The sequence below is a fragment of the Ponticaulis koreensis DSM 19734 genome (genome assembly GCF_000420665.1).
Lineage (GTDB): Bacteria > Pseudomonadota > Alphaproteobacteria > Caulobacterales > Hyphomonadaceae > Ponticaulis > Ponticaulis koreensis.
Genome location: NZ_ATVJ01000001.1, coordinates 1,188,285 through 1,213,023, shown reverse-complemented (window position 1 = coordinate 1,213,023; position 24,739 = coordinate 1,188,285). Strand labels below are relative to the sequence as shown.

Sequence of the window (24,739 nt, the reverse complement as noted above, 5' to 3'; positions counted from 1 at the left end):
GAGCACCGGATCGATCCTCACTCGCTCGCCTCACAGACGACACATGGAGTGACACATTATGAAATCCCTGATCGCCTCAACCGCACTGGTTGCGACGCTTTCCATGCCCGCTTTTGCAGACTGCGCAAATGCGACGGTATCCCGTTCAGCTAACACCGAAATCGAAACAACATACGCCGGCCACCATTCTGAAATGCAGGCTGACATTGTCGGCACAGCGCAGGATGCAGGCTTCACAACTCTGCTCGCAGCAGCTGAAGCAGCGGGCCTTGTAGACGCCCTTCGCGGCGAGGGCCCGCTGACAGTCTTCGCACCGACAAACGAAGCGTTCGCAGCGCTCGGCGAAGACACAATCGCCACCCTGCTTGCGCCGGAGAACAAAGACCAGCTCGCAGCAATCCTCTCCTACCACGTGATCGCAGGCCGCGTAGAAGCAGCTGATCTGGTAGGCACAACAACAGAAGCTGAGACCCTAAATGGCACGGTCTCAATCGACGGAACAGACGGTGTCAAAGTGAATTCGGCGACTGTCATTCAGGCTGATGTGGAAGCCTCTAACGGCATTATCCACGTCATTGATACGGTCCTCATACCGTAACACCCCTCCTCCTCCTCTCATTCCCCCCACTTGCTAAAATCCTTGAGAGGATGTCTTCACCCCGGCTTCGGCCGGGGTCTTTTTTTTTTGAAGAAAACTTATCGGTTCTGAGAGGCCTTCAATTCGGCGATTTCAGCTTTCAGCTCAGCAATGACGCTGAGAATTTCATCGCCCTTTTTGAGCATCTTCTCTTCGGTATCCTCAATCTCATCCTCGATCTGCTCGATCGCTTCTTCGGTACGCTCATCCTGTTCAGCCTGAAGGGCTTCAACAATCAGCGCGATGAAGAGATTCAGAACCGCAAAGCTCGCAAGAAAGATGAAGCTCAGGAAGAAAATCCACGCATAAGGGTGGCCATCATCCATCACCTTCTGGACGACTTCATTGCGCCAGCCATCCATGGTCATCACCTGAAACAGAGTGAAGGCTGAGGCTGGAATGTCATGGAAAAGCGCATGGACGTCGTGATTGTCTGTACGACCATAAAGCGAGGTCGCCATAACCGCGCTGGCATATATCAGAACCGCCAGAACGGCGATAATTGCGCCCATGCCCGGAAGCGCCTTGAACAGCGCCTCGACGATCCGCTTCATCATCGGCACGACATGCAACAAGCGCAGAACCCGCAACACACGCAATGACCGCATGACCTGGAACGGGCCAGAGCCCGGCAGGATGGACACACCCACCACGAAGAAATCGAAAATGTTCCAGCCAGACCTGAAGAAATCCAGCCTGTGGGCGAATAGCTTCAGAAGAAGCTCGATGACGAAAATACCGACGACGAAAATATCGAAGAATTTGATGCCCAGATGCAGAAGCGGCGGCAGCGTCTCAACCGTTTCCAGCCCCAGCGTTATCGCATTCAGAACGATCAGCGTGGTAATCGCATTCTTGAACAGGCTGTTCTCGATAATCTCCATCGCGCGGCGGCGCGACGGGCTAATCGTTTCGGTCACTTCCATCTGTCTTCCCGTCTCCCCAGATCGGCGCAGAAATTTCTGATAACCATAACTTAAAGTCTTCTACTGCTTTTGGGTATCGTCAAATCTGGCCATATACCCATCTTTGTGGGAACGTGCATCGGGGCCGAACAAATCCAGCAGAGAGGCAGAATGTCGTCGTCATCACCATTCCAGACAGAACAGATGACTCTGGCGGAGCTCTTCAACGGGAAACGTGTCTTTTCGTTTCCTGCGTTCCAGCGTCCGTATCGCTGGACGATGGAAGAAGCGATCACGCTGATTGATGACGTTGCCGCCGCCGCAAACCGTAAGGATGCGGGCTATTTCCTTGGCAATCTGGTCATGACGGAAGCCAATGGCCGTGACTGTATGGTGATTGATGGCCGCCAGCGCCTGACCACGCTTTTCATGTTGCTCTGCATTCTGCGCGACCTTGAGAAAGACGCGAACCGCAAGCGCGGCCTGCACCGCTTGGTGCGCGACGAACGCGACAATGAGAACTTCCTGGAATCCAGCTGGCGCCTGCGCTTTGCGCCCGCAGAGCAAACCCTGATTGAGAACCGCATTTCAGCATGGCAGGCGCTCAACAATCCGTCTCAGGGCGGACGCATTATTCCGGAACGCTACCTCACCATGTTTGAAGTGGCTGACGGCATGCGCGAGCTGCTGACCCAGCCGATTAATGATACCGGCCTGCCGCGCCTCAATGAATTTACCGATTATCTTCTCAATAATTGCGAAGTGATCGTCCTGACGGCGTCTTCTGCCACGTCAGGCCTGCGCCTCTTCCAGGTGCTGAATAATCGCGGTCTACAGCTTTCTGAAGCCGACCTTACCAAACCTGACCTTCTTAAAGCCCTGCCAATCGAACGACAGGCAGATGCGGCCATTATCTGGGACGGTCTTGAAGATCGTCTGGGGTCGGACAATCTTGATACGCTCCTGCGCGCAATGGTGTTTGCGACCTCTGGCGAATGGGTTCCGCAAGGGCGCACATTCGGCCCAAGCCTTAAAGCGGCCATGATCGGTCGCGGCCCTGAGCAATTCCACTTTGAAGACCTGCAAACCTATGGCGATGCCTTTGCAGACATTCACTGGGGCGACATCCCGTTCGACGAACCGGAAGAAAACCCAAACCATCTCATCCGTGCCCTGTATTTCCTCGGCCGGTCAGCGAATGAATGGAAAGAGTTCATTCCGGTCGCGATGGAAATCCTCGTCCAGTTCGACGGAAATTACGGCGAGATTTACCGCCATATCCGCGCGCTCGACCGGCTCTTTTTTGTCTGGTTCATCAACGAGACCTCTGAAGGCCCGCGCCGCCGCACCTGTTCGGATGCCATCGCGCAGCTGCGCAACGGTCAGGACGTGTTTGCCAGCGGCAATGCCTTCGACGTGCCACAGATCGAACTGGAAAAAGCGATTGAGGCGCTCTCCAAACCGTTTCCGAAACTCTATCAGCGCGGCGCCCTGCTCCGCCGGATTGAGCTTGGCCTTTGCGAGCGAGACGGACAGCCTGCCCCACCTTATCTGGAGCTTGCAACGTCCGAGCATGTGCTGCCAAAGAACCCGCGTCAGGGCAGCCAGTGGCAGATCGACTTTACACGCGCAGAACACCGCGAATGCCTCGACCTTCTGGGCAATGGCGTGCCGATTTCACGCGACCTCGACAAGCGCGTCGCCAATCGCGATTACAACGCCAAACGGTCCATCTATAAGGAATCCGGCGCAGACCTTTATTTCCGGAGCGTTGCCGATGTGTGCAGCTATAAGCAGTGGACACCGGCAGAAATCCGCGCGCGCACAGCTAAAATCGCCGACATGATCGCTACGGGCTGGCGCACCATCCCGACAGAACCCATTCCGGACGAATTCGATTTTGACGATGAAGACAGCACGGACGCCGAACTGTTCGAAGACGCCGATGTCGATGAAGAAGGTATTGGCGACGTCATCGCACGCGAGATTGACGCGAAGGTCAATTCGCAGAACGGGTCAGACTGACCCGCCTTCTGAATAGCCAAGCTCGGTAAGCGTTTTCAGATCCGGTTGCGGCACAATGCAAGGCGCAAGGTCACGCTCCCACCAACCGACATCATGCCAGCTGCCATTTTTGAAACCGATATTCCGATAGGTTGCAAAATGGTGGAACCCGACCGCTTCGTGTAGCGCCGCACTGCCCGCATTCGGCAGGGTGACAACACCATAGGCTTTGGTGAACCCCTGACGGGTCAGAATATCAATCAGTACGTTATAGAGCTTGCGGCCAAGCCCTTTCCCGCGCGCAGCCGGTGCCAGATACACAGTGACTTCGACGGCCCATTGATAAGCTTTGCGCTCGCGATAGGGCGACCCATAGGCATAGCCCACGACCTCGCCCTCATCTTCGGCAACAATCCATGGGTGGGTCGGCCAGAGCTTTTCAATCCGGCCAGCCATAATGTCAGCCGCCGGTGGCTCCATCTCGAATGACACGGCGCTGCCATCTACAAAGGGCGCGTAAATTTCGGCAATTTTTGGCGCATCAGCAGCGGTAGCAAAACGGATAATCAATTAAAGCCCCACTCCACCGCGCACGTCAGTCTCTACGAAGCGCTCCATGCCTGCAATCATCGGGCGGGCCTTGCCAATAGCTTCCTGAACCTGCGCCAGTTGCAGGCTCGCCATATGGCTTTCAGCCCGATCCCAGACCTCTGTTACCCAGATCGTTGTGTTATCAGCTGGATCAGCGGCGACCACATAAGACAAGCAGCCCGGCATGTCTTTCAACCCACCGAGCAGTATCTCGATCAGTGCGTCGCGCTTGCCGTCAGCTGCAGTAAATTTTCCAACCAGTCCATACATGAAAGGGCCTCCCCGAACGGAGAGACCCAACCACATTTCCCCCTACACGCAAATCGAAATTTAGAGCGGACGACGCACCGTAAACGCGCCGCGAATATCGCCGACCTCAAAGCCGGTCGCCTGATCATCGGCGTAGATCGCATCAATCGCCGCCTGCACCTCTGGCGAGATATCTGTGCCATGACAGGTCGCGCAGAAGTCACCGAGGAAGATCGGCTTCATCCAGCGAAAGACAAGACTGCCCTCTTCGTCCACGACTTCGGAATACTGCATCGCCATCTGGTTCACGCCCGATGCGCGCGCCTCCTCAAAGACACCAAATTGTTCTGTTTCCCAGGCATCCGGCGCGTTTGCAGGGTTACGAACGCGAAGCGAAGTGCGGCCAACCTCAAGGCCTGTTTCAGCCGACACTTCAGCCGAGATCACCAGCGCATCTTCAGAACAGGCCGTGATAGCTTCCTCAATGCCGCCCTCTTGCATGGCAGACATCAACCGCGCCTGCAGGCGTTCCTGCAACATGCTCGCCGCGCTTTGCGCTGCGCTGATATCTTCATAGGCGGGTTCCGGCATTTCAACCGAACTGCCACAGCCGCCCAACATGAGCGCGGACGCGAGCCCCGCAAGGATAGGATATTTCATTATCTGTCTTTCCTCCCATTATGATAGCAGGCTATCATAAACTTCTCGCGCATCAGACGATACCAAAGCGCACGACCAGATTAGTCAGATATACATACATTTTATAGGGTTTTTAGTTTCGCACACAAAAAAGCCGCCCTGCTGGGGATGGCAGAGCGGCGAAAATGCGTCAGCGATAGAAAGTGGGTATCAGGCTGACGGCTGTAAATCATGCCGGACGAGATCTCGGGCTTTGAGCACCTCGGTGATCTCATCAAGTATGGCAGGATCATCAATTGTGGCGGGCATCTTCCAGGCTTCTCCGTCGGCAATCTTGCGAATAGTTGCGCGCAGAATTTTGCCAGAGCGCGTTTTAGGAAGACGTTGCACAACGAGAATGTGTTTGAGCGCAGCGACGGCGCCAATCTCCTCGCGCACCAGCTTCACACAAGCTTTTTCAATGTCTTCCGGCTCTTCGGTCACCCCGGATTTAAGGACAATCAAACCGATTGGCTTCTGGCCCTTCAATTCGCAGAATGCTCCAAGCACAGCGCATTCCGCGACAGCCTGATGGCCCGACAGAACCTCTTCCATGCCGCCGGTAGAGAGGCGGTGACCGGCTACATTGATGATATCATCGGTACGCGCCATAATGTGAAGATAGCCGTCCTCATCCATCATGCCGGCATCGGATGTCTCGTAATAGCCCGGGAAGTGATTGAGATAGCTGTTCCTGAACCGGTCATCATTGCCCCAGAGCGTTGGCAGGCACCCCGGTGGCAGAGGCAGTTTGATGCACACAGCCCCCAGCGTTGACGGCGCGCCAACCTCATGGCCGCCCTCATCCAGAATATGGATTTCATAGCCCGGCATCGGCACGGTTGAAGAGCCATATTTTACCGGCAGGGTTTCAATGCCGCGCGGATTTGCCGTGATCGGCCAGCCGGTCTCTGTCTGCCACCAATTGTCGATCACCGGCACGTCGAGCTTTCGCTCGGCCCATTGGATCGTGTCCGGATCGGCGCGTTCGCCGGCGAGAAAGAGCGTACGCAGGGATGATGTATCGTAATTCTCCAGAAGCTCCGCATTCGGATCTTCCTTTTTGATCGCGCGGAAGGCCGTTGGCGCCGTGAAGAGCGCAGCAACTTTGTGCTCCTCGATCACACGCCAGAATACGCCAGCACCCGGCGTACCGACAGGCTTTCCTTCGAACATGATCGTCGCGCAGCCCTGAAGCAGCGGCGCATACACAATGTAAGAGTGGCCAACCACCCAGCCGACATCAGACGCCGCCCAGAAGGTATCGCCCGGCTTCACCGCATAGACATATTCCATCGACCATTTGAGCGCCACCATATGGCCGCCTGTGTCGCGGACCACGCCTTTCGGCTGGCCCGTCGTGCCCGAGGTGTAGAGAATATAGAGCGGGTCGGTTGCTGCCATCGGTTCTGGCGCGGCGGTTACGCCTTCAGCTTTGGCCTCGGCCACCAATGCTGCCCAGTCATGGTCGCGCGCGCCAAGCTCAGCTGTCACGTCCTCACGCTGCAGAATGATGCAGGCATCCGGCTTGTGGTCGGCCTGATCAATCGCTGCATCGAGCATTGGCTTGTACGGAATGACGCGGTTCGGCTCGATACCGCAGCTTGCAGACACCATCAGCTTTGGCTTGGCATCATTGATACGGGTCGCCAGCTCGTGCGGCGCAAACCCGCCAAACACGACAGAGTGGATCGCGCCAATGCGCGCGCAGGCCAGCATGGCAATCGCCGCTTCAGGCACCATCGGCATATAGACGATCACGCGGTCGCCCTTCTCAACGCCTTTGGCTTTCAGAATGCCCGCAAAGGTGGCCACCTCTTCGGTCAGCTCAGCGAAGGTATAGCTCTTCTTCCTGCCGGTGATCGGGCTGTCATAAATGAGCGCGGTCTCTTCGCCGCGGCCCGCCTCAACATGCCGGTCGAGACAGTTATACGCTGTGTTGCACACACCATCGGGAAACCAGCGGCCATAGACGCCCGCATCGCCGTCAAAGGCAGTGGTTGGTGCGCTGACCCAGTCAATCTCTTTGGCCGCTTCCATCCAGAACGCGCCAGGATCGGATTTCCAGTCATTATAGACGTCTGCATATTTTGCCATGTTACGTCTCCCCGTGAGTTTTCATTTTCAGGGGAGTTTAGCAGAGGAGAAAACCCTAAATCGAGTGCGCCTTAAGTCGAACTTTTGCGAACAAATGGGCAATATAGGTGAAACATATGTGATTTGACCGACCGCTTTGCGGCTGACGCCGCTCTCGCGATGGGTCGCGCTCAGAACCGGCTCCACACAAGCGACTGCGCAGGCACAGGCCGGTTTCGTCAGAAACAACAAGGCCGAGCACCGAAGGAGAATTTTTACCTACAGCGCCTCGCAGCTTAATGGTGCATCAGCCGCCGCCGCGAACATGCCAGTAATCCGCCAGCCTTTTCCATCAGCCCATCCAAGCTCATAACCCGATGCGCGCATATCATCGCCCATAACCTCACCGGACGTCAGATAACGTGTGAAGCGCATACCGGCTCGCGCCGTTTCGCCCTGAACATCACACACCAGAACCTCGTGAATGATGGAGCGGTCATAGCCATCGGCTTCAAGCTGCGCAAAAACCGCCTCTAGCCGCGCAGTCTCTTCTTCCACGCTGCCGGTCATCTGCCAGAAGTCACGGCCCAGCGCTTCAGTGTCGTGCGCATTCCACGCTTCGGTATAGGCCCACATAAAGTCTTCCGCGCTTCCCAGCGTCGGCGCTTGAAACTCAGCGTCCTGCGCCCCGCCACACGCCGCAAGTGCAAGTATACACGCGCCCATAAACAGATTTCGCATTCACGCTCTCCCGCACATTCTCTGCCGCCCTATCTCTCTCAGATCGCTCCGAAAAGAAAGTCCCTCTCCCGTCGGGGTAGAGGTTAAGTCCGAAGCGCCAGTTGAAATAGCGAAGGAATAATTGTATAATTTGAACGTCTTCAGCGCACTCTGCTGGAGACCAGTCTGTAGATTGAGCGACGTGGGTAGGACTCGAATTTTCCACAACTCAATCGAAGGATTTGAAAATTGAAAAAGACCAAAACTGTGTTCCGTATTGATCGGAACACAAAGCAAGCGACGTCTGAGATCATGGACGAGTCGGCTTGGGTTTTGAACGGCGAAGGCGTGGCGACGGTAAAATTCGATGGCACGGCAGCGCTTGTGCGCGCTGGACGGCTGTACAAACGCTATGATCGCCGACCGGAAAAGCGTTTTCTGACACAACTGAAAGCGGACAGGGATTTTCGTCTTACCTCGGACATGTTCAAACCTGCGCCCGAGGGGTTTGAACCGTGTGAACCTGTGCCAGATTCCCAAACAGGCCACTGGCCGGGCTGGCTCCCTGTCGGTGATGGCCCGGAGGATGTCTGGTTCAGAGAAGCCTGGAACACTGGCATCTACGAACCGGGCACTTACGAGCTTGTAGGCCCAAAAGTGCAGAGCAACAAATATTGCCTTGATAAGCACGAACTTTGGCGGCATGGCGCGATAACCGTCGATGTTAGTCGAACATACGACGCCATTCGAGGTTGGCTTCAAATGAACCACCATGAAGGGCTTGTGTTCCACCATCCAGATGGCCGAATGGCCAAAATCCGACGGAAAGATTTCCAGATGACCTGGTAGCCGCCGCGGGTGTCGGTGACCACAGTCGGCGACACCCGCTTCGCCCTACTTTCTCATTGTAACCAACCGCTGACATTCCGGCGTTTCTGCGCTATATGACCCTGAATACCCACTTTGCACGGGCCCTTGAACCCGCTGGAGAGAGACAATGAATATCGAAGACCTTGTCGCGCCATCATCGATGGTGAACGGCCTCAATTCCCTTGGCATCGCCAAACCCCCATCCGAAACGCGCGTCGTCGCCGCTATGTCCGGCGGTGTGGATAGCTCCGTTGTCGCCGCCCTTCTTAAGGCGCAGGGCTATGATGTCGTCGGCATCACGCTCCAGCTTTACGACCATGGCGTTGCCATCCAGAAAAAGGGGGCGTGCTGCGCCGGGCAAGACATACACGACGCCCGCAATGTGGCCGACCAGATCGGCATTCCGCATTACGTGCTGGATTATGAGTCCCGCTTCAAAGAGCAGGTGATGGAGGATTTTGCCGACACCTACCTCTCCGGCTCCACGCCTATTCCGTGCATTCGCTGTAACCAGACGGTCAAATTCAAAGACCTTCTGGCGACTGCGCACGACCTTGGCGCTGACGCGATGGCGACGGGCCACTATATCCGCCGCGAGCAGGGCCATAACGGCCATGGCGAGCTTCACCGCGCCCATGATGACAGCCGCGACCAGTCTTACTTCCTCTTTGCGACCACACAGGAACAGCTCGACTTTCTGCGCTTCCCGCTGGGCGGACTGCCGAAGACATCTGTTCGCGAGCTGGCAGAGTATTTCGGGCTGCCAGTCGCGCAAAAGCCAGACAGTCAGGACATCTGCTTCGTGCCGGACGGCTCATACGCAAAAGTGGTCGAACGCCTGCGACCGGGCTCCGGTCGCGGCGGCGAGATTGTGCATCTGGATGGCCGCGTTTTGGGTAAGCATGAAGGCGTCATCCATTACACAATCGGCCAGCGCCGCGGCCTTGGCGTCGCAACGGGCGAGCCGCTTTTCGTGGTGAAGATTGATGCCCCGAACCGGCGCGTCATCGTTGGCCCGCGCGAAGCGCTGCTCACCGCTGGCCTTGCCATGGAAGAACTGAACTGGCTCGGCGAAGGCACGCTGGAAGAGGCGTGCGAGCGTCAGGCCCGCGCACTCATCCGTGTACGGTCTACCCGCCCGCCAAAGCCCGGCCATCTCGGCTGGCACAACGGCCAACCGGCTGTCTTCTTTGATGATCCGGAAGAAGGCGTCGCACGCGGTCAGGCCTCTGTGCTCTATTCAGCGGACGACGAAACCCGCGTCCTAGGCGGCGGCTTTATTTCCGCCACCATTCCAGCCGATGAGCGCATGGTGGCTTAAGCGCTAATCTCCCATCAGCACATCACTGTCATCCCTGAATTGGCGCAGCCAATATCAGGGACCCAGTAAAAAAATCAAAATTGAAACCCAAAATTGTTCATGATACGTTCTGACCATCATGAGCGCATATTTCGTCTACATTCTCGCTTCTCAGCGAAATGGAACGCTCTATACGGGCGTGACGAACAATTTGTTTCGACGTGTCTGGGAACACCGCAACAATGAAGGCGTCAGCTTTACAAGAAAGCACAAAGTCCATCGCCTTGTCTGGTTCGAAGAGCATGGCGACATCAATCGAGCCATCTACAGGGAAAAGCGTATAAAGCGCTGGAAGCGTGACTGGAAACTAAGGCTTATCGAAACAGAAAACCCGAACTGGACCGATCTCTATGATGAGCGGTTCGTCGTTTAATTTCTGGGTCCCTGACATTCGCTCAGGCGAATTCAGGGATGACCGTTTTTATTGCACGCCTCTCAAATGTCATCCCTGAATTGGCGCAGCCAATATCAGGGACCCAGAATGATCTACTCCGCGCAACGCTGACGGAAGCCTGATCCAAGCCACCCGCCATCTGCCGCAAATGAAGTTGTTTCATACGTCGCCCCAACAACCGACGCATCTGACAAACGGTAATTCTGGTACATATACGTCTGCAAACGCGCCCGTGATGCATCATCCGGCAAAGCGAACGAGACGGGAGTAAAATCACCCTGGAAATAGACGCGAGGCGCCTGACCTCGCAACACTTCACTACCTTCTTCTCTAGCGCGCTCAGATATCTCTTGGACTGCGTTTGTTGAAATCAACTGTCCGAGAAATGTAACCTCTCCTGGCCTGACCTCAAATTTCACCGTCTGTTCGGCTAAACACAAATGCCAGATACTCTGATGATGAATTGTTTCGACCGCATACGTTCCGGGGTCTACATACGCAATATTGTAGCGTGGCCAAAAATAGGACATCGCACCCTCTGCATACGAAAAGTTCCCGAATGGGTCGCGACCGTTTCGACGCCCGGGCAGCATGACAACATCAAGTGAGTTTCCATCCAAGCGGCCAATTGAGAGACCAATACGCTGAGTCCGCATTTCCTCTGAAACTTCATAAACCACAACACCCAGTGGATCCGCGTTTGTGAATGGTCTCACCGGGTCTGTTCCAGACTGACTCGCACATGCAGCCAACAAAAGCAGCGCACTCGTCATTATATACATTTTCATCCAGCTCACCTCGAAACCACATTTCGATATTGCAATTTGAACAAGCTCAACACGCAATCCACCATAAATACAATCCAAGACGATCACCTAAATTCAAAACTTCTCCAACGCGTCACGCGCCACCCTAAACTAGCGGCATGCATGACGCGCCCGCCTCTCTTCCGGATAAGAACTCGCCCAGCGTGATGGCGAGACGCATCCGCCATAATCTTGGCAGCGTTGAGGCTTATGCGGACGGGTATCTGGAATTTGAATGCGAGACGCCGCGCCCGACTGACAAGCCGCGCCATATGCAGCGCCGGTGTTACGAGACACTGCTCACCCATATCCGCCGCGCGGAATATCAGCTGAGATGCTTCATCCTCTGGCTGACAGCTATTCTAATCGAGAAGGCGCAGGCCAATCCTGAACTCTACCGGTCCCTGTTCTCGAAACCACAAGCAAGTGCGCAGGCGCAGCGTGCCGTAGGTTTCGGCGACGATCTGCACGCGAGCAATTCAAACCAACACAGCCTTGAGCCCGGTCTATGCAATCCGAATGGATTGCGAGACCAAACCCAAAAAGAGCCCAGCGGCCTCGCATGGCAGCAGGAGCTGGAACTGCGCCGCCTCACCGCCACGACGCCGCCTATTGGCGGTTTCACCGTGACCACGCCAGTCTTCGGGGGCGGCAAGAGCCGCTCCACCCGTGCCCGCATCAAAGCCTTCCGACCCGACCCGCTATCAATTGTCGATGCGTCCTATCTGATCGCCCGTATGGCCCGTTTGCCGCGCATACTCGCTCGCGCTGACCAGATGGCCGAACGGCTAGCCAGGCGCGCAGCCCTGAGCGCGTTCTATCGCGAAAGCGCAGCTGACGCGGAGAACAACAAGAACTCAGCCTTGAGCGCGTTCTATCGCGAAAGCGCAGCTGACGCGGAGAACAACAAGAACTCAGCCTTGAGCGCGTTCTATCGCGAAGGCAGAGCCGAAGCGGAGATCGGATCACATCAACCACTCTTCGTCCCCAAAAGGAGAGACGGGCTTTTAACCGTCTCAGTGGCGCAGGCCCGCGCAAGGCCGCCAAACCCCCTATGGTTCCAGCCGTTTCAGAACTGGCTTCCACCCGAAGATTTATGGGCTTCATCGGAAGATGAAGGCGAACGCGCAGACCTTAACTGGCTCCACCATGTGGCAGTCGGCGCGCTGACGCGTGTGGGTTTTGCTTCAGGCGATGATCACTCTTCCCGCCTGCCAGACCTCTCCCGCTTTGAGCCGCCTTCCCCGCCCCAGATACGCCGCACCTGAAAACCATTGCCATATATGGCCGGTTCACCGGATGATGGGCGTGAGGAATCAAAGGTCAGGGGATACGCGTGCAAACCGGAAAAATAGATGTTCTGAGAGTCGTCAAAGACGTCTGGACCCTGCCCCTCTACCGGCCTGGCCTTGTCGCGATCGTCACCATATTCGGCTTTGTTCTGCCGGATTTGATTGCAGCAGTCATTCTTCGGGGGCTATTCGCCATGCCACATCCGATAATGGTCTCCGTCATGTCCTCGCTGATTGCCCTTGTCGTGGTATCTGTCAGCCTGATTGCCAAGCGCTATGCCGTGTTCGAGCTTAGCGCGAATGCCGTGCGAAAAGGCGATATCTTCTCAACCGCATTCCTTATCGCTGCATGGCCAGCATTTGCCGTGCAGTTTATTGCCGGTTTAAATGGGCCAGGATTGCTTTTGTCGCTTGTCGGCTCTTTCTTCCTTATCCTGATCGTTCCTGTGATCTGCGTGGAAGAACTTTACGGTTTTGAAGCCGCAAAGCGTAGCGCGCAAATGGTTTGGCAGAACATTGTGGGCATACTGCTCTGCCTGTTCAGCCATCTCATTTTGATGCTGGTTGTCTTTTTCCTGATGGAGCTTGCCGGAACCCTCGGCATATCAAGCGCCATCACCGGAGGCATCTTCACCATCATCCTGTCTCTCGTGACCGCAATGGCCACCATTATTCTACCCGTACGCGTCTATGATGAAATCCGGTCGTTAGAGAGATAGTACTACTTCGCCAGTTTCGCTCACCAGCCAGACCGCCTCCAGTAGACAATCCCATCGTGCTAGCGCACTCTTTAAGTTCTCTGTCGAGGTCCAAATGTTTTCATTGCGCCGAAAATCCCGCCGCAAGACTGCAGCGCCATTTTCACTGCCCACCATTTTGCTGTACGCAACGATACTGACAGGTGGGATGCTGGCTATCCAATGGCTGGATTTCGGCTTGTACACCCTGGACGGCGGCAAAGACTGGCAGATCGGGATTGCCGCTTTTATCTTTCTTTGCCTCGGCATCTGGCTGGGGGCCCGTCTCTTCTCTCGCGATGCGACGGAGCCTGTTGAAGCGGGTAACCCGAGAGCCCGTGCAGCACTCGGTATTTCCGATCGTGAATATGAAGTGCTTCAGGAACTCGCCAAAGGGCTATCCAACAAGGAAATCGCGTCTGAACTACGCGTATCTCCAAATACGATAAAAACTCACATCGCCCGTCTGCTTGAAAAGCTGGAAGCAAACCGCCGCACAGAAGCCGTTGCCAGAGCGCGGGAGCTTGAGATTCTCGACTAACTATTTGAATTTATCTGCATTTCACGAAAATCACCCCTTTGGGTGATCGCCAGAAGTCGATGATTGCGTCAGCAAAAACCTGTGTTCAGATAAAGAAAAGGAGAACGCATGTTGAAACGAATTTTGCTGTCCGGTCTGATTTCAGGCCTGTTGACGGGCCTCTTCATGTATTTCACGGCAGCCCGGACCACCGCTGAGCAGATGTTGTCTACAAGCATGATGCAGATGATGGCGATGGGCTACACCGCTATGTTGGTCGCTTTCATCTTCATCTTCGTCGCCATGAAACGCCATCGCGATATCGCTCAGGGTGGGGTGATCAAATTCCTACCCGCATTTGGTATGGGGCTCGCCATTACTCTGGTTGCCGGCATCTTCTATGCCATCGCTTGGGAGATCAGTCTTTTGCTGACCGACTATCAGTTCATCAATGCCTATGAAACGGTATTGTTGAACGCGGTCGAGAACAGCGGCAAAACCGGAGAAGAGCTTGAGACATATCGTCAATCCGTCGAAGCTTCTCTGGATACTTATCGCAATCCAGTGACACGATTACCAATCACATTCACTGAAATCGCGCCCGTTGGTGTTCTCGTTTCACTCGTGAGTGCGTTATTGCTGCGCAATTCACGCTTCTGGCCCAGACGACCTGTCGTCTGAAAACGCCTGGACCTAAAAAAAAGCCCGCGCAGCGAACTGCGCGGGTGTGAAGATCACAGAGCGAAACCTGTGTTTAGTGGCGCTTTAGCTCAGCGCGGCCGACCACCATGTGGTGAACCTCATCCGGACCGTCGGCAAAGCGAAGGTGACGAATATCGGTGTAAAGCTCGGCCAGCGGGGTCCACTGGGAAATACCCGTCGCGCCGTGAATCTGGATCGCGTCATCGATGATCTTGCAGGCTTTTTCCGGCACCATCGCCTTGACCATGGAGACCCAGATGCGGGCTTCTTTATTGCCCATCACATCCATCGCCTTTGCGGCTTTCAGAACCATGAGGCGCATCGCTTCAATCTCAATCCGGTTGCGGGACACCGTTTCAAGGTTTTTGCCGAGCTTGATCAGCGGCTGGCCAAACGCCTCGCGTGAGAGGCCGCGCTCAACCATCATATCAAGGGCGCGTTCTGCCTTACCGATTGTGCGCATGCAGTGGTGGATACGGCCCGGGCCGAGGCGCAGCTGGGAAATCTCAAAGCCGCGGCCTTCGCCGAGAAGCATATTCTCTTTCGGTACACGGACATCTTTAAAGCGCAGATGCATATGGCCGCGCGGGGCATGGTCCTCACCAAAGACATGCATCGGGCCGACAATCTCCACACCCGGATGCGGCAGTGGCACGAGAATTTGAGACTGTTGTTTGTGCGGCTCGGCGTCAGGGCTGGTTTTGACCATGACGATCATGATGCGGCAACGCGGATCGCCTGCGCCGGAAATGTAGTATTTCTCGCCGTTGACGACCCACTCATCACCGTCCAGAACCGCCGTCGTGGAGATGTTCTTAGCATCAGAGGAGGCAACATTCGGCTCTGTCATCGCGAAGGCAGACCGGATCTCACCATTCAGAAGGGGCTTAAGCCATTTCTCTTTTTGCTCAGGTGTGCCGACATGCTGCAGCACTTCCATATTGCCGGTGTCCGGCGCGTTACAGTTCAGCGATTCAGACGCAAGCGGCACTTTGCCAAGTTCAGCGGCGATGTAGGCATAATCGAGGTTCGTCATACCATGACCGATAGGGGAATCCGGCAGGAAGAAGTTCCAGAGGCCAGCCTCTTTGGCTTTGTTCTTGGCGCCTTCGAGAAGTTCAAGCTGGCGCGGGTGGAAGCTCCAGCGGTTTTCCAGCGTCCGGCCGAGTTCTTCATACTCTTCCTGGATCGGCTTTACGTTCTCTTCAATGTGTTTCTTCACGGCCTCAAACAGCGGAACGGATGCTTCCGACATTTCGAGGTCATTCATCTTCAGGCTTGGGTCAACAAAGCTGCTCATAGATATCTCCGTATTTTGACGGAGAATTTAGCCGCTCACAGGCCATAACTGGTAATGCGGTTTTTGAATGCAGCTCATTCTTTTGGCGAATGGGTGACACAAGCGCTTATAAAGATTAGTTTATGACTGCTCTGATCTGCTCTCTTAGCCATATCAGGCCCGGATCGGCCTCTGTAGCCTCGTGCCAGTACATGTAAGCTTCTGCGGACGGCAGGCTGAGCGGCAGTTCATGAAGCTCGTTGCCTTCAAGCCCCTGAAACGTCTCTGCATAGCGCCGTGACAGTGTGAGTATCATATCGGTCCGCGAGACAATCTGCCAGGCCGACATCGCATTCTGGCAGCGTACAGCAATTTTTCGTTCGCGGCCAATCCTTGATAGCGCCGCATCCTCATGCCCGAGGCCAACCGAACGGGGCGAGGCAAACACATGTTCAAGCTTGAGATAGGTATCAAGCGTGAGCGCCTCACCAATGGCCGGATGCCCCTTACGCGCGGCGACGACGAAGCTGTCATGACGCAGCAATTCCCGCTTCAGGCCGGTCCGATCTTTGTGGGCGACATCAATTGCCAGATCCAGATCGCCATTCGCCAGAAGGTTGGTGAGATCCTGCCTCGCAAAATGCGCACTGGTCAGTCGGACCTCAGGTGCCGCCTCGCGCATATGGGTCACCAGAGAGGCAAAGTTCGGCGCCTCGCCGGACAGACGCATGCCGACCCGGAACAACCGGTTGGAGGTCGCCGGATCAAAATGCATGGCACTCGCCAGCGCGAACCCAAAATTACGTAGGGCCTCACGGATCGGGCCGATAATATCCCGCGCCATGGCAGTCGGTACGAGGTTGTTCCCTTCACGGATAAACAGCTCGTCATTGAAAGCTTCACGCAGCCGCGCCAGAGAGTGGCTCACGGCAGGCTGGGAGAGATTAAGGTGCCGCGCAGCACGCGACACACCACCTTCAGAGTAAATCGCCTCGAAGGTTTCAAGCAGGTTCAGATCAAACTGGGCAATGCGACGCAATGGAAAACCCCCGGCAGTTACAACCTACACTACCCCGTGCAGGCGGCCGCGTCAGCCCATTCTGGTCAAAGCATCGTTCATTGTGTTCACGAGGGTCTCGACGACAATCGGCTTAGCGACGTGGCCGTTAAAGCCTGCCTCGATATACTCGTCGACCTGGTGTTTCATGGCATTCGCAGTGAGCGCCAGAGCCGGCACGACCTGACGCCGGCGTTCAGCATCAATACGGCGAATCTCGTGAAGGGCTTCAACGCCGGTAAGTTCCGGCATCTGGATATCCAGAAGGAGAAGGTCAAACTCGCCATTCTCATAAGCATCAACAGCCTGACGTCCGTCTTCCACGAAGCAGACATCCACGCTCATAGTTGCGAGCATGAGCTGCAGAACACGGCGGTTGTGAGCATGATCTTCAGCGACAAGAATACGCGGGCGATGACCATGGGTCGCCTCCACATCACCTGACATGTCTTCAATGTCGATCTCGCTTGCCGTTTCGCAGTCATCAGCCAGAGGCAGTTCGCAGAAGAAGGAGAACTCCGCGCCCTCGCCCTTTTTGCTGCGCACACCGAGAGAGCCATTCATCATGGCGGCAATCCGGTGCGAAATAGAGAGCCCAAGACCAGACCCGCCATGACGGCGGCTGAGTGAATCATCGACCTGCACAAACGGCTCGAAAATGCGCGCCTGATCTGCATCGCTCAGGCCAGAACCAGTATCGGCCACTGCAAAGGACAGCCCACAAACGCCCTTATCCTCAAGGACATCCGCCCTGACGTTAAGAGTCACAACGCCATCTTCGGTGAACTTGATCGCATTGGAGAGAAGATTGCCGACAATCTGGCGAAGCCTTAGCACGTCGCCCTCAAGGCAAAGCGGCTCTTCTTTATTCCAGACGAGGCGGAATTCAAGGCCTTTGGCATGCGCGCTGAGTTCAGAAGTAATCACCAGATTGCGCACAAGATCATGCACCCAGAAGGCCTGATGATCGAGTTCCAGATGACCTGCTTCGATTTTGGAAAGGTCCAGAATATCATCAATGACACCGATCAGTGCATCACCTGATGAACGGATTACCGACACCATTTCCTTTTGATTGCCATCAAGCTGTGTCCGCCCCAGCATTTCAGCCATACCAAGAACGCCATTCATCGGTGTACGGATTTCATGACTCATATTTGCGAGAAAAATAGACTTGGTACGGCTCGCCTCGGATGCCGCCGCGAGGGCTTGTTTCAATTTGATCTGCTTTTGAACATCCGCCACCGCGACTATGAGCATATAATAGATGAGCCCACCGATCGCGACGATGATAAGGATACGTTCCGGTACAGTTATCACAAACGGCATTGGCAGGAGCGCGAGCGCGAGCAAACCTGTCAAAGGTGGTATAGCGGCGACAATCGCGCCCTTGATCCAGTCAGAATACTTGAAAGTTACATGCGCTGTGACCCCAACAACCATCAAAAGGCCGCTCGCCATCAGGACAATATCGCCAGTGCTCCAGAGATAAACACCGCCGCCAGCCCATGTTCCGCCGCCAAACAAAGAGACAAAAAACTGGCCGTACAGATACCCATCGCCCGGGTTCTTATCCCGCTTCTTCAGCTGTTCAAGAACTACCTCGCCGAACTCCGCCGGAACAACCAGTGCAAGCCAGATCAGCGCAAATTCGACCTGCCCGCACAGAGCCCATAAGACGACCAAAACAAGTTCAATACCGATGCGAAATACAAGATCTTTAACGAGAACAGCACCGAGCGCTTCGGATGCGCGATGGTCTTCTTCCGTCATACGGAAGAACCACGTAAATTTTTCTTTGAGCTTACTGCCCGTCATACACAACCCGGCCCTGCTTTCAGAACTCGGGTATATTTTACAGAGTTGGGTTAATTGTCGATGACTACATTGAAAGTCTTCACATCAAACCGATAGTGCCAGAATCTGGCTGATCTGCGAGAGACTTCTACCCGATTCTTCGCGCCAGTCGTTCAGAGCAGCCTGAACACTTGCAAGGTCTCTCTTCGCGGTCGGCGCTTTTGCGACGATACCAGCGCCAATGAGTGCCTTCACGACATCATTAGAGAGGACGACAGATTCCACACCCATGCGCCGCAGAAAAATCTGACCGGTTTTCGCGCCGAGCCGGTTTGTCCGTTTCTGCATCGCTGAGAGGTTTTCAAAGAAGTCTTCCGGTTTCCAGCTGGCAAAGAAAGCTCCCACGCCTCCGTGCTCAGTTATAATGTCCCGAAAATACAGCGCGTTCTTCCCGACACTGAGGAGCTTACCCGCATTTCGGACAATGCCGTCCGTCTTGAGCAAGCGATCAAGGTCTTCCTCGCCCATCATGGACCAGCGATGTACATCGAAACCTTCAAACGCGGCCTCGAAGTTCGGCCATTTCTTATCAATGAGGGACCATGAAAACCCGGCCTGAAAAATGACCTTAGTCGCTTCAGAGAGGAACCGGTCGGCAGGTATGGCTTCAATCTCCATCGCACTGACCACAGGGCTCAGCCTGTCTTCCAGCGCCTCGCGTCCATGCTTTTCGGCGGCACGCGCTTCGATTTCACAAAACTGCATGTCCAATTCCCCCGATCTGCGGAGAAACATATCCGATTGCGTTCAACGCGTCTCTGCACAAAACTGTTAGCACTATAGAGGTGTATTCATGTCCATTCCGGTCACGAGAGAAATCGTCAGCCCGAAAACTGAAGACAAGATCAGGGATCGTGTGCGTAAGGTGACTGAGTTTCAGCGCCCAGATGGGAATGCCCGTATCGTGACCGAAGACGATCTGGACGCGATGTATGATTTCTTCGCGTTACCGGACGTCTCAGACCCGATCTACACGGTCGAGAAACCCGTCACCAAGGACAGTGTGCTGCGCCATATCCAGCGCAAGGCAGAGGCTCAAGCAAAGGGTGAAGGCTTCATGCTGGCCAGCTTTGATGAGACTGGCAGCGTCACCGGGTATTTCGATTTCACCATCTGGCCAAACTGGTCAGCCGCAGAATTTGGCGGCGCCACTCATCCTGACCAACAATCAAGCGGCCGTGGCCGTGACGGCATTTTCCGCAGCATAGATTTCGTATTCGAAACGCTTGGCGTTCACCGGCTCTGCTTTACCGCAGCGCATGACAATATCCGTTCGATCAAGCTGATCGATGCCATGGGCATGACGCGTATGGGTGAGGTCACGAGCAAGGGCCCGAACAGGCAAACGCGTCAGTCACTTGTCTGGGAAATGACCGCCGATGACTGGAAACACATCCGTATGCGGATGTAGTGCTCAGGCAAGCACGTCCTGCCAGTTTTCGTTCCGGTCAATCTGCTGTTTCACAAACCAGCAAGTCGGGACGATAGACTTCCCCTCGGAGCGCGCATCTTCTACGGCGCGCGCAACGAGCTTCTTGCCAATACCGCGTCCGCCAAGCTCCCGTGGCACCAGAGTATGGTCAGTGATGCGTTTGTCGCCTTCTACGTCCTCAAAGGTCAGCACAGCCTTGTGGCCGTCCACCATCAGAACATATTGCTCTCCGGAGCCACGCGGCTCTCGTTTGATATCTGTGTCACTCATGGAAGTGAAATGGGTAGCTCTGGCATGAGTTCCAAGATCAGACTGGCATGCCCAGCTCTGCATAGACCTCCGGAATCTGCTTCTTGAGCGGGAAGAAGCCTTTTGTGGCGTGCGGCCAGAACAAGCGGTCCCAATCACGCACAATCTCTACGAGCTGGATGTCGTGTTCGGAAAGCGCATCTTTCAGCGCATTCAGTTTTGGGCGAACCCAGCCGACCGGTGCGTACCCCGTAGCGACGGTATCCATTTTGGTCTCAAGCGCCCACTCGACGGTCACTTGAATAAAGTCGTCCGCACTCAGCTTTCGTGCTGGAAGCGACATGCGCTCCATGGCGCGGCGTAAAACATCATCCAGCGCGCCTTGCGCAAACCGCTTTGCCTGCTCCCCCGCACCAGATGGAGACCGCGCATCCGGGAAGACGCAACCGGCGACCGCGACAAGGTCTTCAATGCCAGAGGCCAGCGAGGCGAGATGCATATCCTCTTCGGTCAGCAGGAGGCCGGTTCGGCCTTTGGCTTTCCCGGCGGGCAGGTCCGGCCAGCGCGGAGACGGATTTTCAAATCCTTCAAGCGGCGTTGCGTCCTGCGCGAGGCCCGAAGGCGAAAACCGTCCATCGGTGTACTTTTCAATATTATCCTTACGGGCCAGATAAGTCTTGCCACGCGTGTGCAGCCCGCCAACCCAGCGCCAGGACAGTGTGTTGGATGCCGGGTCAGCATCCATCAGATGTTTCAGGAAGAAGTCCGCGCCGAGCTCCCATGGAAGTTTCAAGGTGAATATCCAGATGGAGGCGAACCACATGCGGGCATGGTTGTGCAGATAGCCCGTTTCGACAAGTTCGCGCGCCCAGTTATCGAAGCCGGCAATCCCGGTTCGCCCGCTGACCGCTTCGTCATAGGCTTTGCGCAGACCCGCATTGCCCGACAATGCGGAGAGGTGTTCGTCCCGCCGCTCCAGATACGCCTGCCAGACGGATGGCCTGTGCTCCATCCACCCTTTGAAATAGGACCGCCAGCAGATCTCCTGATGAAACTTTTCAGCTGAGGCGTAAAGGAACCCGTCTAAAGCCTTCCGCGCGACCTCTTCTTCCAGCACGAGCCGCGTTCTGATCCATGGAGACAAAGCCGACACGTTCGTGCGCTCACCGGGGCCAAGATCGGCATTTCGGTTCTGCGCATAATGGCGGCCCATGCGCGGCGCAAAATGCTCAAGCTGCTCAAGCCCTGCTTTTCGGGTGGGACGAAACGAAACAGTGTGGGTATCAGTGAAGAGTTCAGTCATGCCGATGAATTAGGCCGCCCGTCTCATGCGGCCAGAGGCGGTATGACGTTTTGGTCAGTGACGTTTACGCACCATCGCGTCGAGGCGCTGCACACACCAGACCAGCCCGTTCCATAGATAGGTCACCACATCACGTAAAACCGTCCAACCCACATAGAGAAGCGGGTAAAACATCGCGATGCCTGTGACTTCCCGCATATGCCCATCATTCAGCCAGAGATCAAACCCCGCCCAGATGGCCACCATGAGGATAAAGATAACGGTGTAAAATCCCGAAAGCACATGCCGGTAGGCCTGCACAAAGCGGCGCAAACGCAAAACCCCAGCTATCGGCGCCATCCACATGATCGGAAACCCTAAACGCAAAACAGGCGGCCCATTATAGAGCCGCCTGTTTGATTGTCTTGTCCGAAAAACCGCTCGCGGCGAACCGGCGCGCGGTCAGATTATTTCAGATTGAAGAGGTTCTCAGCTGTCAGACCTTCGCCAGACGTACGCTCTGTGTCTTCTTCCTCAGGCGCTTCATTCTCGATCGGAGCAAGGCCCTGATCGTTCGTGATACCAGCTTCTTCGTCCATCTTGCGACGCTTTTCAGAGGCTTTGGAGATCAGGTCGTCGAGTTCGATCTGCGTGCAAAGGCCAAGCGTTACAGGGTCAACCGGCTTGATGTTCGCTGAGTCCCAGTGAGTACGGTCGCGAACAGCGTTGATTGTCGCTTTGGTCGTGCCGATGATTTTAGAAATCTGCGCGTCGGACACTTCCTTGTGGTGGTAGAGGAACCACGCAATCGCGTTCGGGCGATCACCACGACGGGAGATTGGCGTGTAGCGGGCGCCTTTGCGCTTTTGCTGGGTAACGATCTTGTCGACTTTATGCTCGATCGTTTTCAGGCTGTAGTTAGAGTCAGCCTCGCCCTTGCGAATTTCTTCGCGGGTCAGCTCGCCGCGCGCAACAGGGTCAACACCGCGCATGGACTGCGCAACATCGCCGTCTGCAATGCCCTGAACTTCAAGGTGGTGCAGCTCGCAAAAGTCACCAATCTGCTTGAAAGTGAGCGTCGTGTTATCAATGAGCCATACAGCCGTCGCTTTCGGCATCAGGATATTGGCCATGTGAATACTCCTTAAAACACGTACGCCCGGCACACTGGCCGGGCGACGGGGTTTTCCTATAGGGAAATTGTCGTTGCGATCATTATAGTGATTATTCGCGCCGAATGCAAAGAAAACACGCAAGCAAAGCGCAGACTAAGTCGTCTTCACCACGATTTTCCCGATATGCTCTGATGATTTCATCAGTTCGTGGGCCGCTTCGATCTCTTCCATTGGGAAGACCTTATAAACCACAGGATTGATCTTATCCTCGGCTATCATGTGCCAGAACTGGTTTTCCACGCCGTCGCGCACCTGCCGTTTTTCTTCCGGTGTGCGGGCACGCAGGGTGGAGCCGGTGATCGTCAGGCGCTTCAGCATGACAGGCAGAAGATTCACATCCACCTGCGGGCCGTTCATGTAAGCAATGTTTACGAGGCGACCGAGTTTGTTGAGGCTCGCAATATTCTTCGCGACATAGTCGCCGCCGACCATATCGAGGATGACATCAACGCCGCCCTCTTCTTTGACGACCGCTGCAAAGTCTTCCTCGCGGTAATTGATTGCGCGATGCGCGCCGAAGGTTTCTGCCGCCGCGCATTTGGCTGCAGACCCCGCCGTCGTGAGAACTTTACAGCCATGCTGTCGGGCCATCTGGATCGCGGACACGCCAATGCCGCTTGTGCCGCCATGTACAAGGAAGGTTTCGCCCGGCTGCAACGCGCAGACATCGAACACATTGGTCCAGACCGTCATCATGGTCTCGGTCAGGCTCGCGCCCTGTTCAAAGGTGAGGCCCTCCGGCAGTGGCAGGCAGGAACCAGAGTCCGCCACAGCATAGCTGGCATAGCCACCGCCCGGCAGAAGCGCGCAAACCTTGTCACCAACAGACCAGCGGTCTGCTGCAGGGCCAACCGCCTCAACCACACCGCAGGCTTCCAGCCCCATCAGAGGAGATGCACCCGGAGGAGACGGATAACGACCAATCCGCTGAAGCAGATCACCGCGGTTCACCCCGAACGCTTCAATCCGGATCAGCACTTCGGCGCCCTGCGGCTCAGGCCGTGGCAGCTCGACAATTTTCAGTGACTGATCGTCTTGGACTTCAACAGCGCGCATTGTTAGGGTCATATTTTCTTCCCATGTAACCTTACAGAATTTTGGAGGAGAGTGGCGCAATGAGTGACCAGGAACAAGCACCCGATCCGAAACTTCTTCGCGACCTCGACGATATGTCGGTTGATGACCTGCGTGACCGGATCACGGAACTGAAAGCCGAGATCGCCCTCTGCGAAGCGGCCATCGAAAAGAAGGGCGACGCTAAATCTGCTGCCGACGCCATGTTCAGCTTTGGCGATAAGAGCTGACCGGCTTGGCAACGCACATCGCCTTTTTGCGCGCAGTCAATGTCGGCGGCACCGGTAAGCTGCCTATGGAGACGCTTCGCGCTATGTGTGATGAAGCGGGGTTTGAAAATCCACGCACCTATATCGCGAGCGGCAATCTGGTGTTCGAAAGTGAGAAAAATGCCGACGAAGCCTGCGCCATACTGGAACAAAAACTGGAAAGCTATGGCGGAAAGCCGGTTGGTGTGATCATGCGTAGCGCTGCAGACGTCAAAGCAATTTGCGAGAACAACCCGTTCCCGGACGCGCCTGGCAATAAGGTCATCGCCCTTTTGCTGCCTAATGCAGCAACTCCCGCCGATACGGCGAATGCGAAACACCAAAGCGATGAGCAGATCATCGCCTCAGACCGCGAGATCTACGTGCATTACGCCAGTGGTCAGGGCAGATCACGCCTGAAACTTGAAGCACAGGATCGCGGAACGGCACGGAATATGAATACATTATCGAAAGTGTATTCATTAGCGACAACGCCTTGAGATGACCACAATATCGGTTAACCCTTTAATCGATCAGAAAGGTCA

The 24,739-nt window shown here is 55.4% G+C and carries 28 protein-coding genes; 12 read left to right on the top strand and 16 right to left on the bottom strand.

Annotated features, from left to right (window positions below):
• The first annotated feature begins 103 nt into the window (after window positions 1-103).
• Entirely contained in the window at window positions 104-598 is a 495-nt protein-coding gene (locus G523_RS0106350; RefSeq protein ID WP_407674749.1) for a fasciclin domain-containing protein, read from the top strand.
• A gap of 98 nt (window positions 599-696) precedes the next feature.
• Here the strand turns inward: G523_RS0106350 and G523_RS0106345 are convergent, their stop codons facing one another.
• Window positions 697-1,563: an ion transporter gene (locus G523_RS0106345; protein ID WP_022694197.1), complete on the bottom strand. Its 867-nt coding sequence runs from the start codon at window positions 1,561-1,563 to the stop codon at window positions 697-699.
• Between the two features lie 150 nt (window positions 1,564-1,713).
• Here G523_RS0106345 and G523_RS0106340 point away from each other — a divergent pair, with 150 nt between their 5' ends.
• Window positions 1,714-3,567, top strand: a complete 1,854-nt coding sequence (locus G523_RS0106340; protein ID WP_022694196.1) for a DUF262 domain-containing protein — start codon at window positions 1,714-1,716, stop codon at window positions 3,565-3,567.
• Here G523_RS0106340 and G523_RS18285 read toward each other — a convergent pair.
• The 5 genes from G523_RS18285 to G523_RS0106315 form a co-directional block, all read right to left on the bottom strand.
• The gene (locus G523_RS18285; RefSeq protein WP_022694195.1) at window positions 3,559-4,116 is read right to left on the bottom strand and encodes an arsinothricin resistance N-acetyltransferase ArsN1 family B; all 558 of its coding nucleotides are present in this window, start codon (window positions 4,114-4,116) and stop codon (window positions 3,559-3,561) included. The genes G523_RS0106340 and G523_RS18285 overlap by 9 nt on opposite strands.
• The gene (locus G523_RS0106330; RefSeq protein WP_022694194.1) at window positions 4,117-4,407 is read right to left on the bottom strand and encodes a putative quinol monooxygenase; all 291 of its coding nucleotides are present in this window, start codon (window positions 4,405-4,407) and stop codon (window positions 4,117-4,119) included.
• Between the two features lie 60 nt (window positions 4,408-4,467).
• Complete coding sequence (locus tag G523_RS0106325; RefSeq protein WP_022694193.1) at window positions 4,468-5,046, bottom strand: Tll0287-like domain-containing protein; 579 nt, start codon at window positions 5,044-5,046, stop codon at window positions 4,468-4,470.
• 189 nt (window positions 5,047-5,235) lie between these two features.
• Window positions 5,236-7,161: a propionyl-CoA synthetase gene (locus G523_RS0106320; RefSeq protein WP_022694192.1), complete on the bottom strand. Its 1,926-nt coding sequence runs from the start codon at window positions 7,159-7,161 to the stop codon at window positions 5,236-5,238.
• A gap of 258 nt (window positions 7,162-7,419) precedes the next feature.
• Window positions 7,420-7,881 (bottom strand): hypothetical protein, encoded by a 462-nt coding sequence (locus G523_RS0106315; RefSeq protein WP_022694191.1) that lies wholly within the window; start codon window positions 7,879-7,881, stop codon window positions 7,420-7,422.
• A 228-nt stretch (window positions 7,882-8,109) separates the two neighbouring features.
• Here G523_RS0106315 and G523_RS18280 point away from each other — a divergent pair, with 228 nt between their 5' ends.
• From G523_RS18280 to G523_RS0106300, 3 genes are all read left to right on the top strand, one after another.
• Complete coding sequence (locus G523_RS18280; RefSeq protein WP_022694190.1) at window positions 8,110-8,709, top strand: hypothetical protein; 600 nt, start codon at window positions 8,110-8,112, stop codon at window positions 8,707-8,709.
• 181 nt (window positions 8,710-8,890) lie between these two features.
• The gene (mnmA, locus tag G523_RS0106305; protein ID WP_033232819.1) at window positions 8,891-10,051 is read left to right on the top strand and encodes a tRNA 2-thiouridine(34) synthase MnmA; all 1,161 of its coding nucleotides are present in this window, start codon (window positions 8,891-8,893) and stop codon (window positions 10,049-10,051) included.
• Window positions 10,052-10,169: 118 nt separating this feature from the next.
• Window positions 10,170-10,463: a GIY-YIG nuclease family protein gene (locus tag G523_RS0106300; RefSeq protein ID WP_022694188.1), complete on the top strand. Its 294-nt coding sequence runs from the start codon at window positions 10,170-10,172 to the stop codon at window positions 10,461-10,463.
• Between the two features lie 113 nt (window positions 10,464-10,576).
• Here the strand turns inward: G523_RS0106300 and G523_RS0106295 are convergent, their stop codons facing one another.
• Window positions 10,577-11,350, bottom strand: a complete 774-nt coding sequence (locus G523_RS0106295; protein WP_155802602.1) for a hypothetical protein — start codon at window positions 11,348-11,350, stop codon at window positions 10,577-10,579.
• A 59-nt stretch (window positions 11,351-11,409) separates the two neighbouring features.
• On the opposite strand from G523_RS0106295, the gene G523_RS0106290 reads away from it, so the two are divergent.
• The 4 genes from G523_RS0106290 to G523_RS0106275 all read left to right on the top strand — a co-directional run bounded on the left by G523_RS0106290 (window position 11,410) and on the right by G523_RS0106275 (window position 14,520).
• Entirely contained in the window at window positions 11,410-12,558 is a 1,149-nt protein-coding gene (locus G523_RS0106290) for a hypothetical protein (RefSeq protein ID WP_155802601.1), read from the top strand.
• A 68-nt stretch (window positions 12,559-12,626) separates the two neighbouring features.
• Window positions 12,627-13,301: a hypothetical protein gene (locus tag G523_RS0106285; RefSeq protein WP_022694185.1), complete on the top strand. Its 675-nt coding sequence runs from the start codon at window positions 12,627-12,629 to the stop codon at window positions 13,299-13,301.
• A 187-nt stretch (window positions 13,302-13,488) separates the two neighbouring features.
• Window positions 13,489-13,860 (top strand): response regulator transcription factor, encoded by a 372-nt coding sequence (locus G523_RS0106280; protein WP_233347267.1) that lies wholly within the window; start codon window positions 13,489-13,491, stop codon window positions 13,858-13,860.
• Between the two features lie 108 nt (window positions 13,861-13,968).
• Complete coding sequence (locus G523_RS0106275) at window positions 13,969-14,520, top strand: DUF4199 domain-containing protein (protein ID WP_022694183.1); 552 nt, start codon at window positions 13,969-13,971, stop codon at window positions 14,518-14,520.
• A 73-nt stretch (window positions 14,521-14,593) separates the two neighbouring features.
• Here G523_RS0106275 and G523_RS0106270 read toward each other — a convergent pair whose 3' ends face one another.
• The 4 genes from G523_RS0106270 to G523_RS0106255 all read right to left on the bottom strand — a co-directional run bounded on the left by G523_RS0106270 (window position 14,594) and on the right by G523_RS0106255 (window position 19,439).
• The gene (locus tag G523_RS0106270; RefSeq protein ID WP_022694182.1) at window positions 14,594-15,841 is read right to left on the bottom strand and encodes an acyl-CoA dehydrogenase family protein; all 1,248 of its coding nucleotides are present in this window, start codon (window positions 15,839-15,841) and stop codon (window positions 14,594-14,596) included.
• Between the two features lie 115 nt (window positions 15,842-15,956).
• Window positions 15,957-16,859: a LysR family transcriptional regulator gene (locus G523_RS0106265; protein WP_022694181.1), complete on the bottom strand. Its 903-nt coding sequence runs from the start codon at window positions 16,857-16,859 to the stop codon at window positions 15,957-15,959.
• A gap of 51 nt (window positions 16,860-16,910) precedes the next feature.
• Window positions 16,911-18,695, bottom strand: a complete 1,785-nt coding sequence (locus G523_RS18275; protein WP_022694180.1) for an ATP-binding protein — start codon at window positions 18,693-18,695, stop codon at window positions 16,911-16,913.
• A gap of 84 nt (window positions 18,696-18,779) precedes the next feature.
• Window positions 18,780-19,439 (bottom strand): DNA-3-methyladenine glycosylase I, encoded by a 660-nt coding sequence (locus G523_RS0106255; RefSeq protein WP_022694179.1) that lies wholly within the window; start codon window positions 19,437-19,439, stop codon window positions 18,780-18,782.
• Between the two features lie 88 nt (window positions 19,440-19,527).
• On the opposite strand from G523_RS0106255, the gene G523_RS0106250 reads away from it, so the two are divergent.
• Entirely contained in the window at window positions 19,528-20,145 is a 618-nt protein-coding gene (locus tag G523_RS0106250) for a GNAT family N-acetyltransferase (protein ID WP_022694178.1), read from the top strand.
• A gap of 3 nt (window positions 20,146-20,148) precedes the next feature.
• Here G523_RS0106250 and G523_RS0106245 read toward each other — a convergent pair whose 3' ends face one another.
• From G523_RS0106245 to G523_RS0106225, 5 genes are all read right to left on the bottom strand, one after another.
• A complete protein-coding gene (locus G523_RS0106245; protein WP_027441507.1) occupies window positions 20,149-20,436 on the bottom strand; it encodes a GNAT family N-acetyltransferase in 288 nt (95 codons plus the stop codon).
• Window positions 20,437-20,473: 37 nt separating this feature from the next.
• Window positions 20,474-21,718 carry an FAD-binding domain-containing protein gene (locus G523_RS0106240; RefSeq protein ID WP_022694176.1) on the bottom strand — a complete coding sequence of 415 codons (1,245 nt, stop codon included), beginning with the start codon at window positions 21,716-21,718 and terminating at the stop codon, window positions 20,474-20,476.
• Between the two features lie 54 nt (window positions 21,719-21,772).
• On the bottom strand, window positions 21,773-22,030 hold the full coding sequence (locus tag G523_RS0106235) for a hypothetical protein (protein WP_155802600.1): 258 nt from the start codon (window positions 22,028-22,030) through the stop codon (window positions 21,773-21,775).
• Between the two features lie 134 nt (window positions 22,031-22,164).
• Entirely contained in the window at window positions 22,165-22,830 is a 666-nt protein-coding gene (locus G523_RS0106230; RefSeq protein ID WP_022694174.1) for a DUF1013 domain-containing protein, read from the bottom strand.
• 135 nt (window positions 22,831-22,965) lie between these two features.
• Window positions 22,966-23,940, bottom strand: coding sequence for an NAD(P)H-quinone oxidoreductase (locus G523_RS0106225; RefSeq protein ID WP_051134755.1), 975 nt, complete (start codon window positions 23,938-23,940; stop codon window positions 22,966-22,968).
• Between the two features lie 47 nt (window positions 23,941-23,987).
• Between G523_RS0106225 and G523_RS18270 the strand changes: the two genes are divergently transcribed.
• Window positions 23,988-24,176, top strand: coding sequence for a DUF1192 domain-containing protein (locus tag G523_RS18270; protein ID WP_022694172.1), 189 nt, complete (start codon window positions 23,988-23,990; stop codon window positions 24,174-24,176).
• A 5-nt stretch (window positions 24,177-24,181) separates the two neighbouring features.
• Window positions 24,182-24,694: a DUF1697 domain-containing protein gene (locus G523_RS0106215; protein WP_022694171.1), complete on the top strand. Its 513-nt coding sequence runs from the start codon at window positions 24,182-24,184 to the stop codon at window positions 24,692-24,694.
• Window positions 24,695-24,739 lie beyond the last annotated feature (45 nt).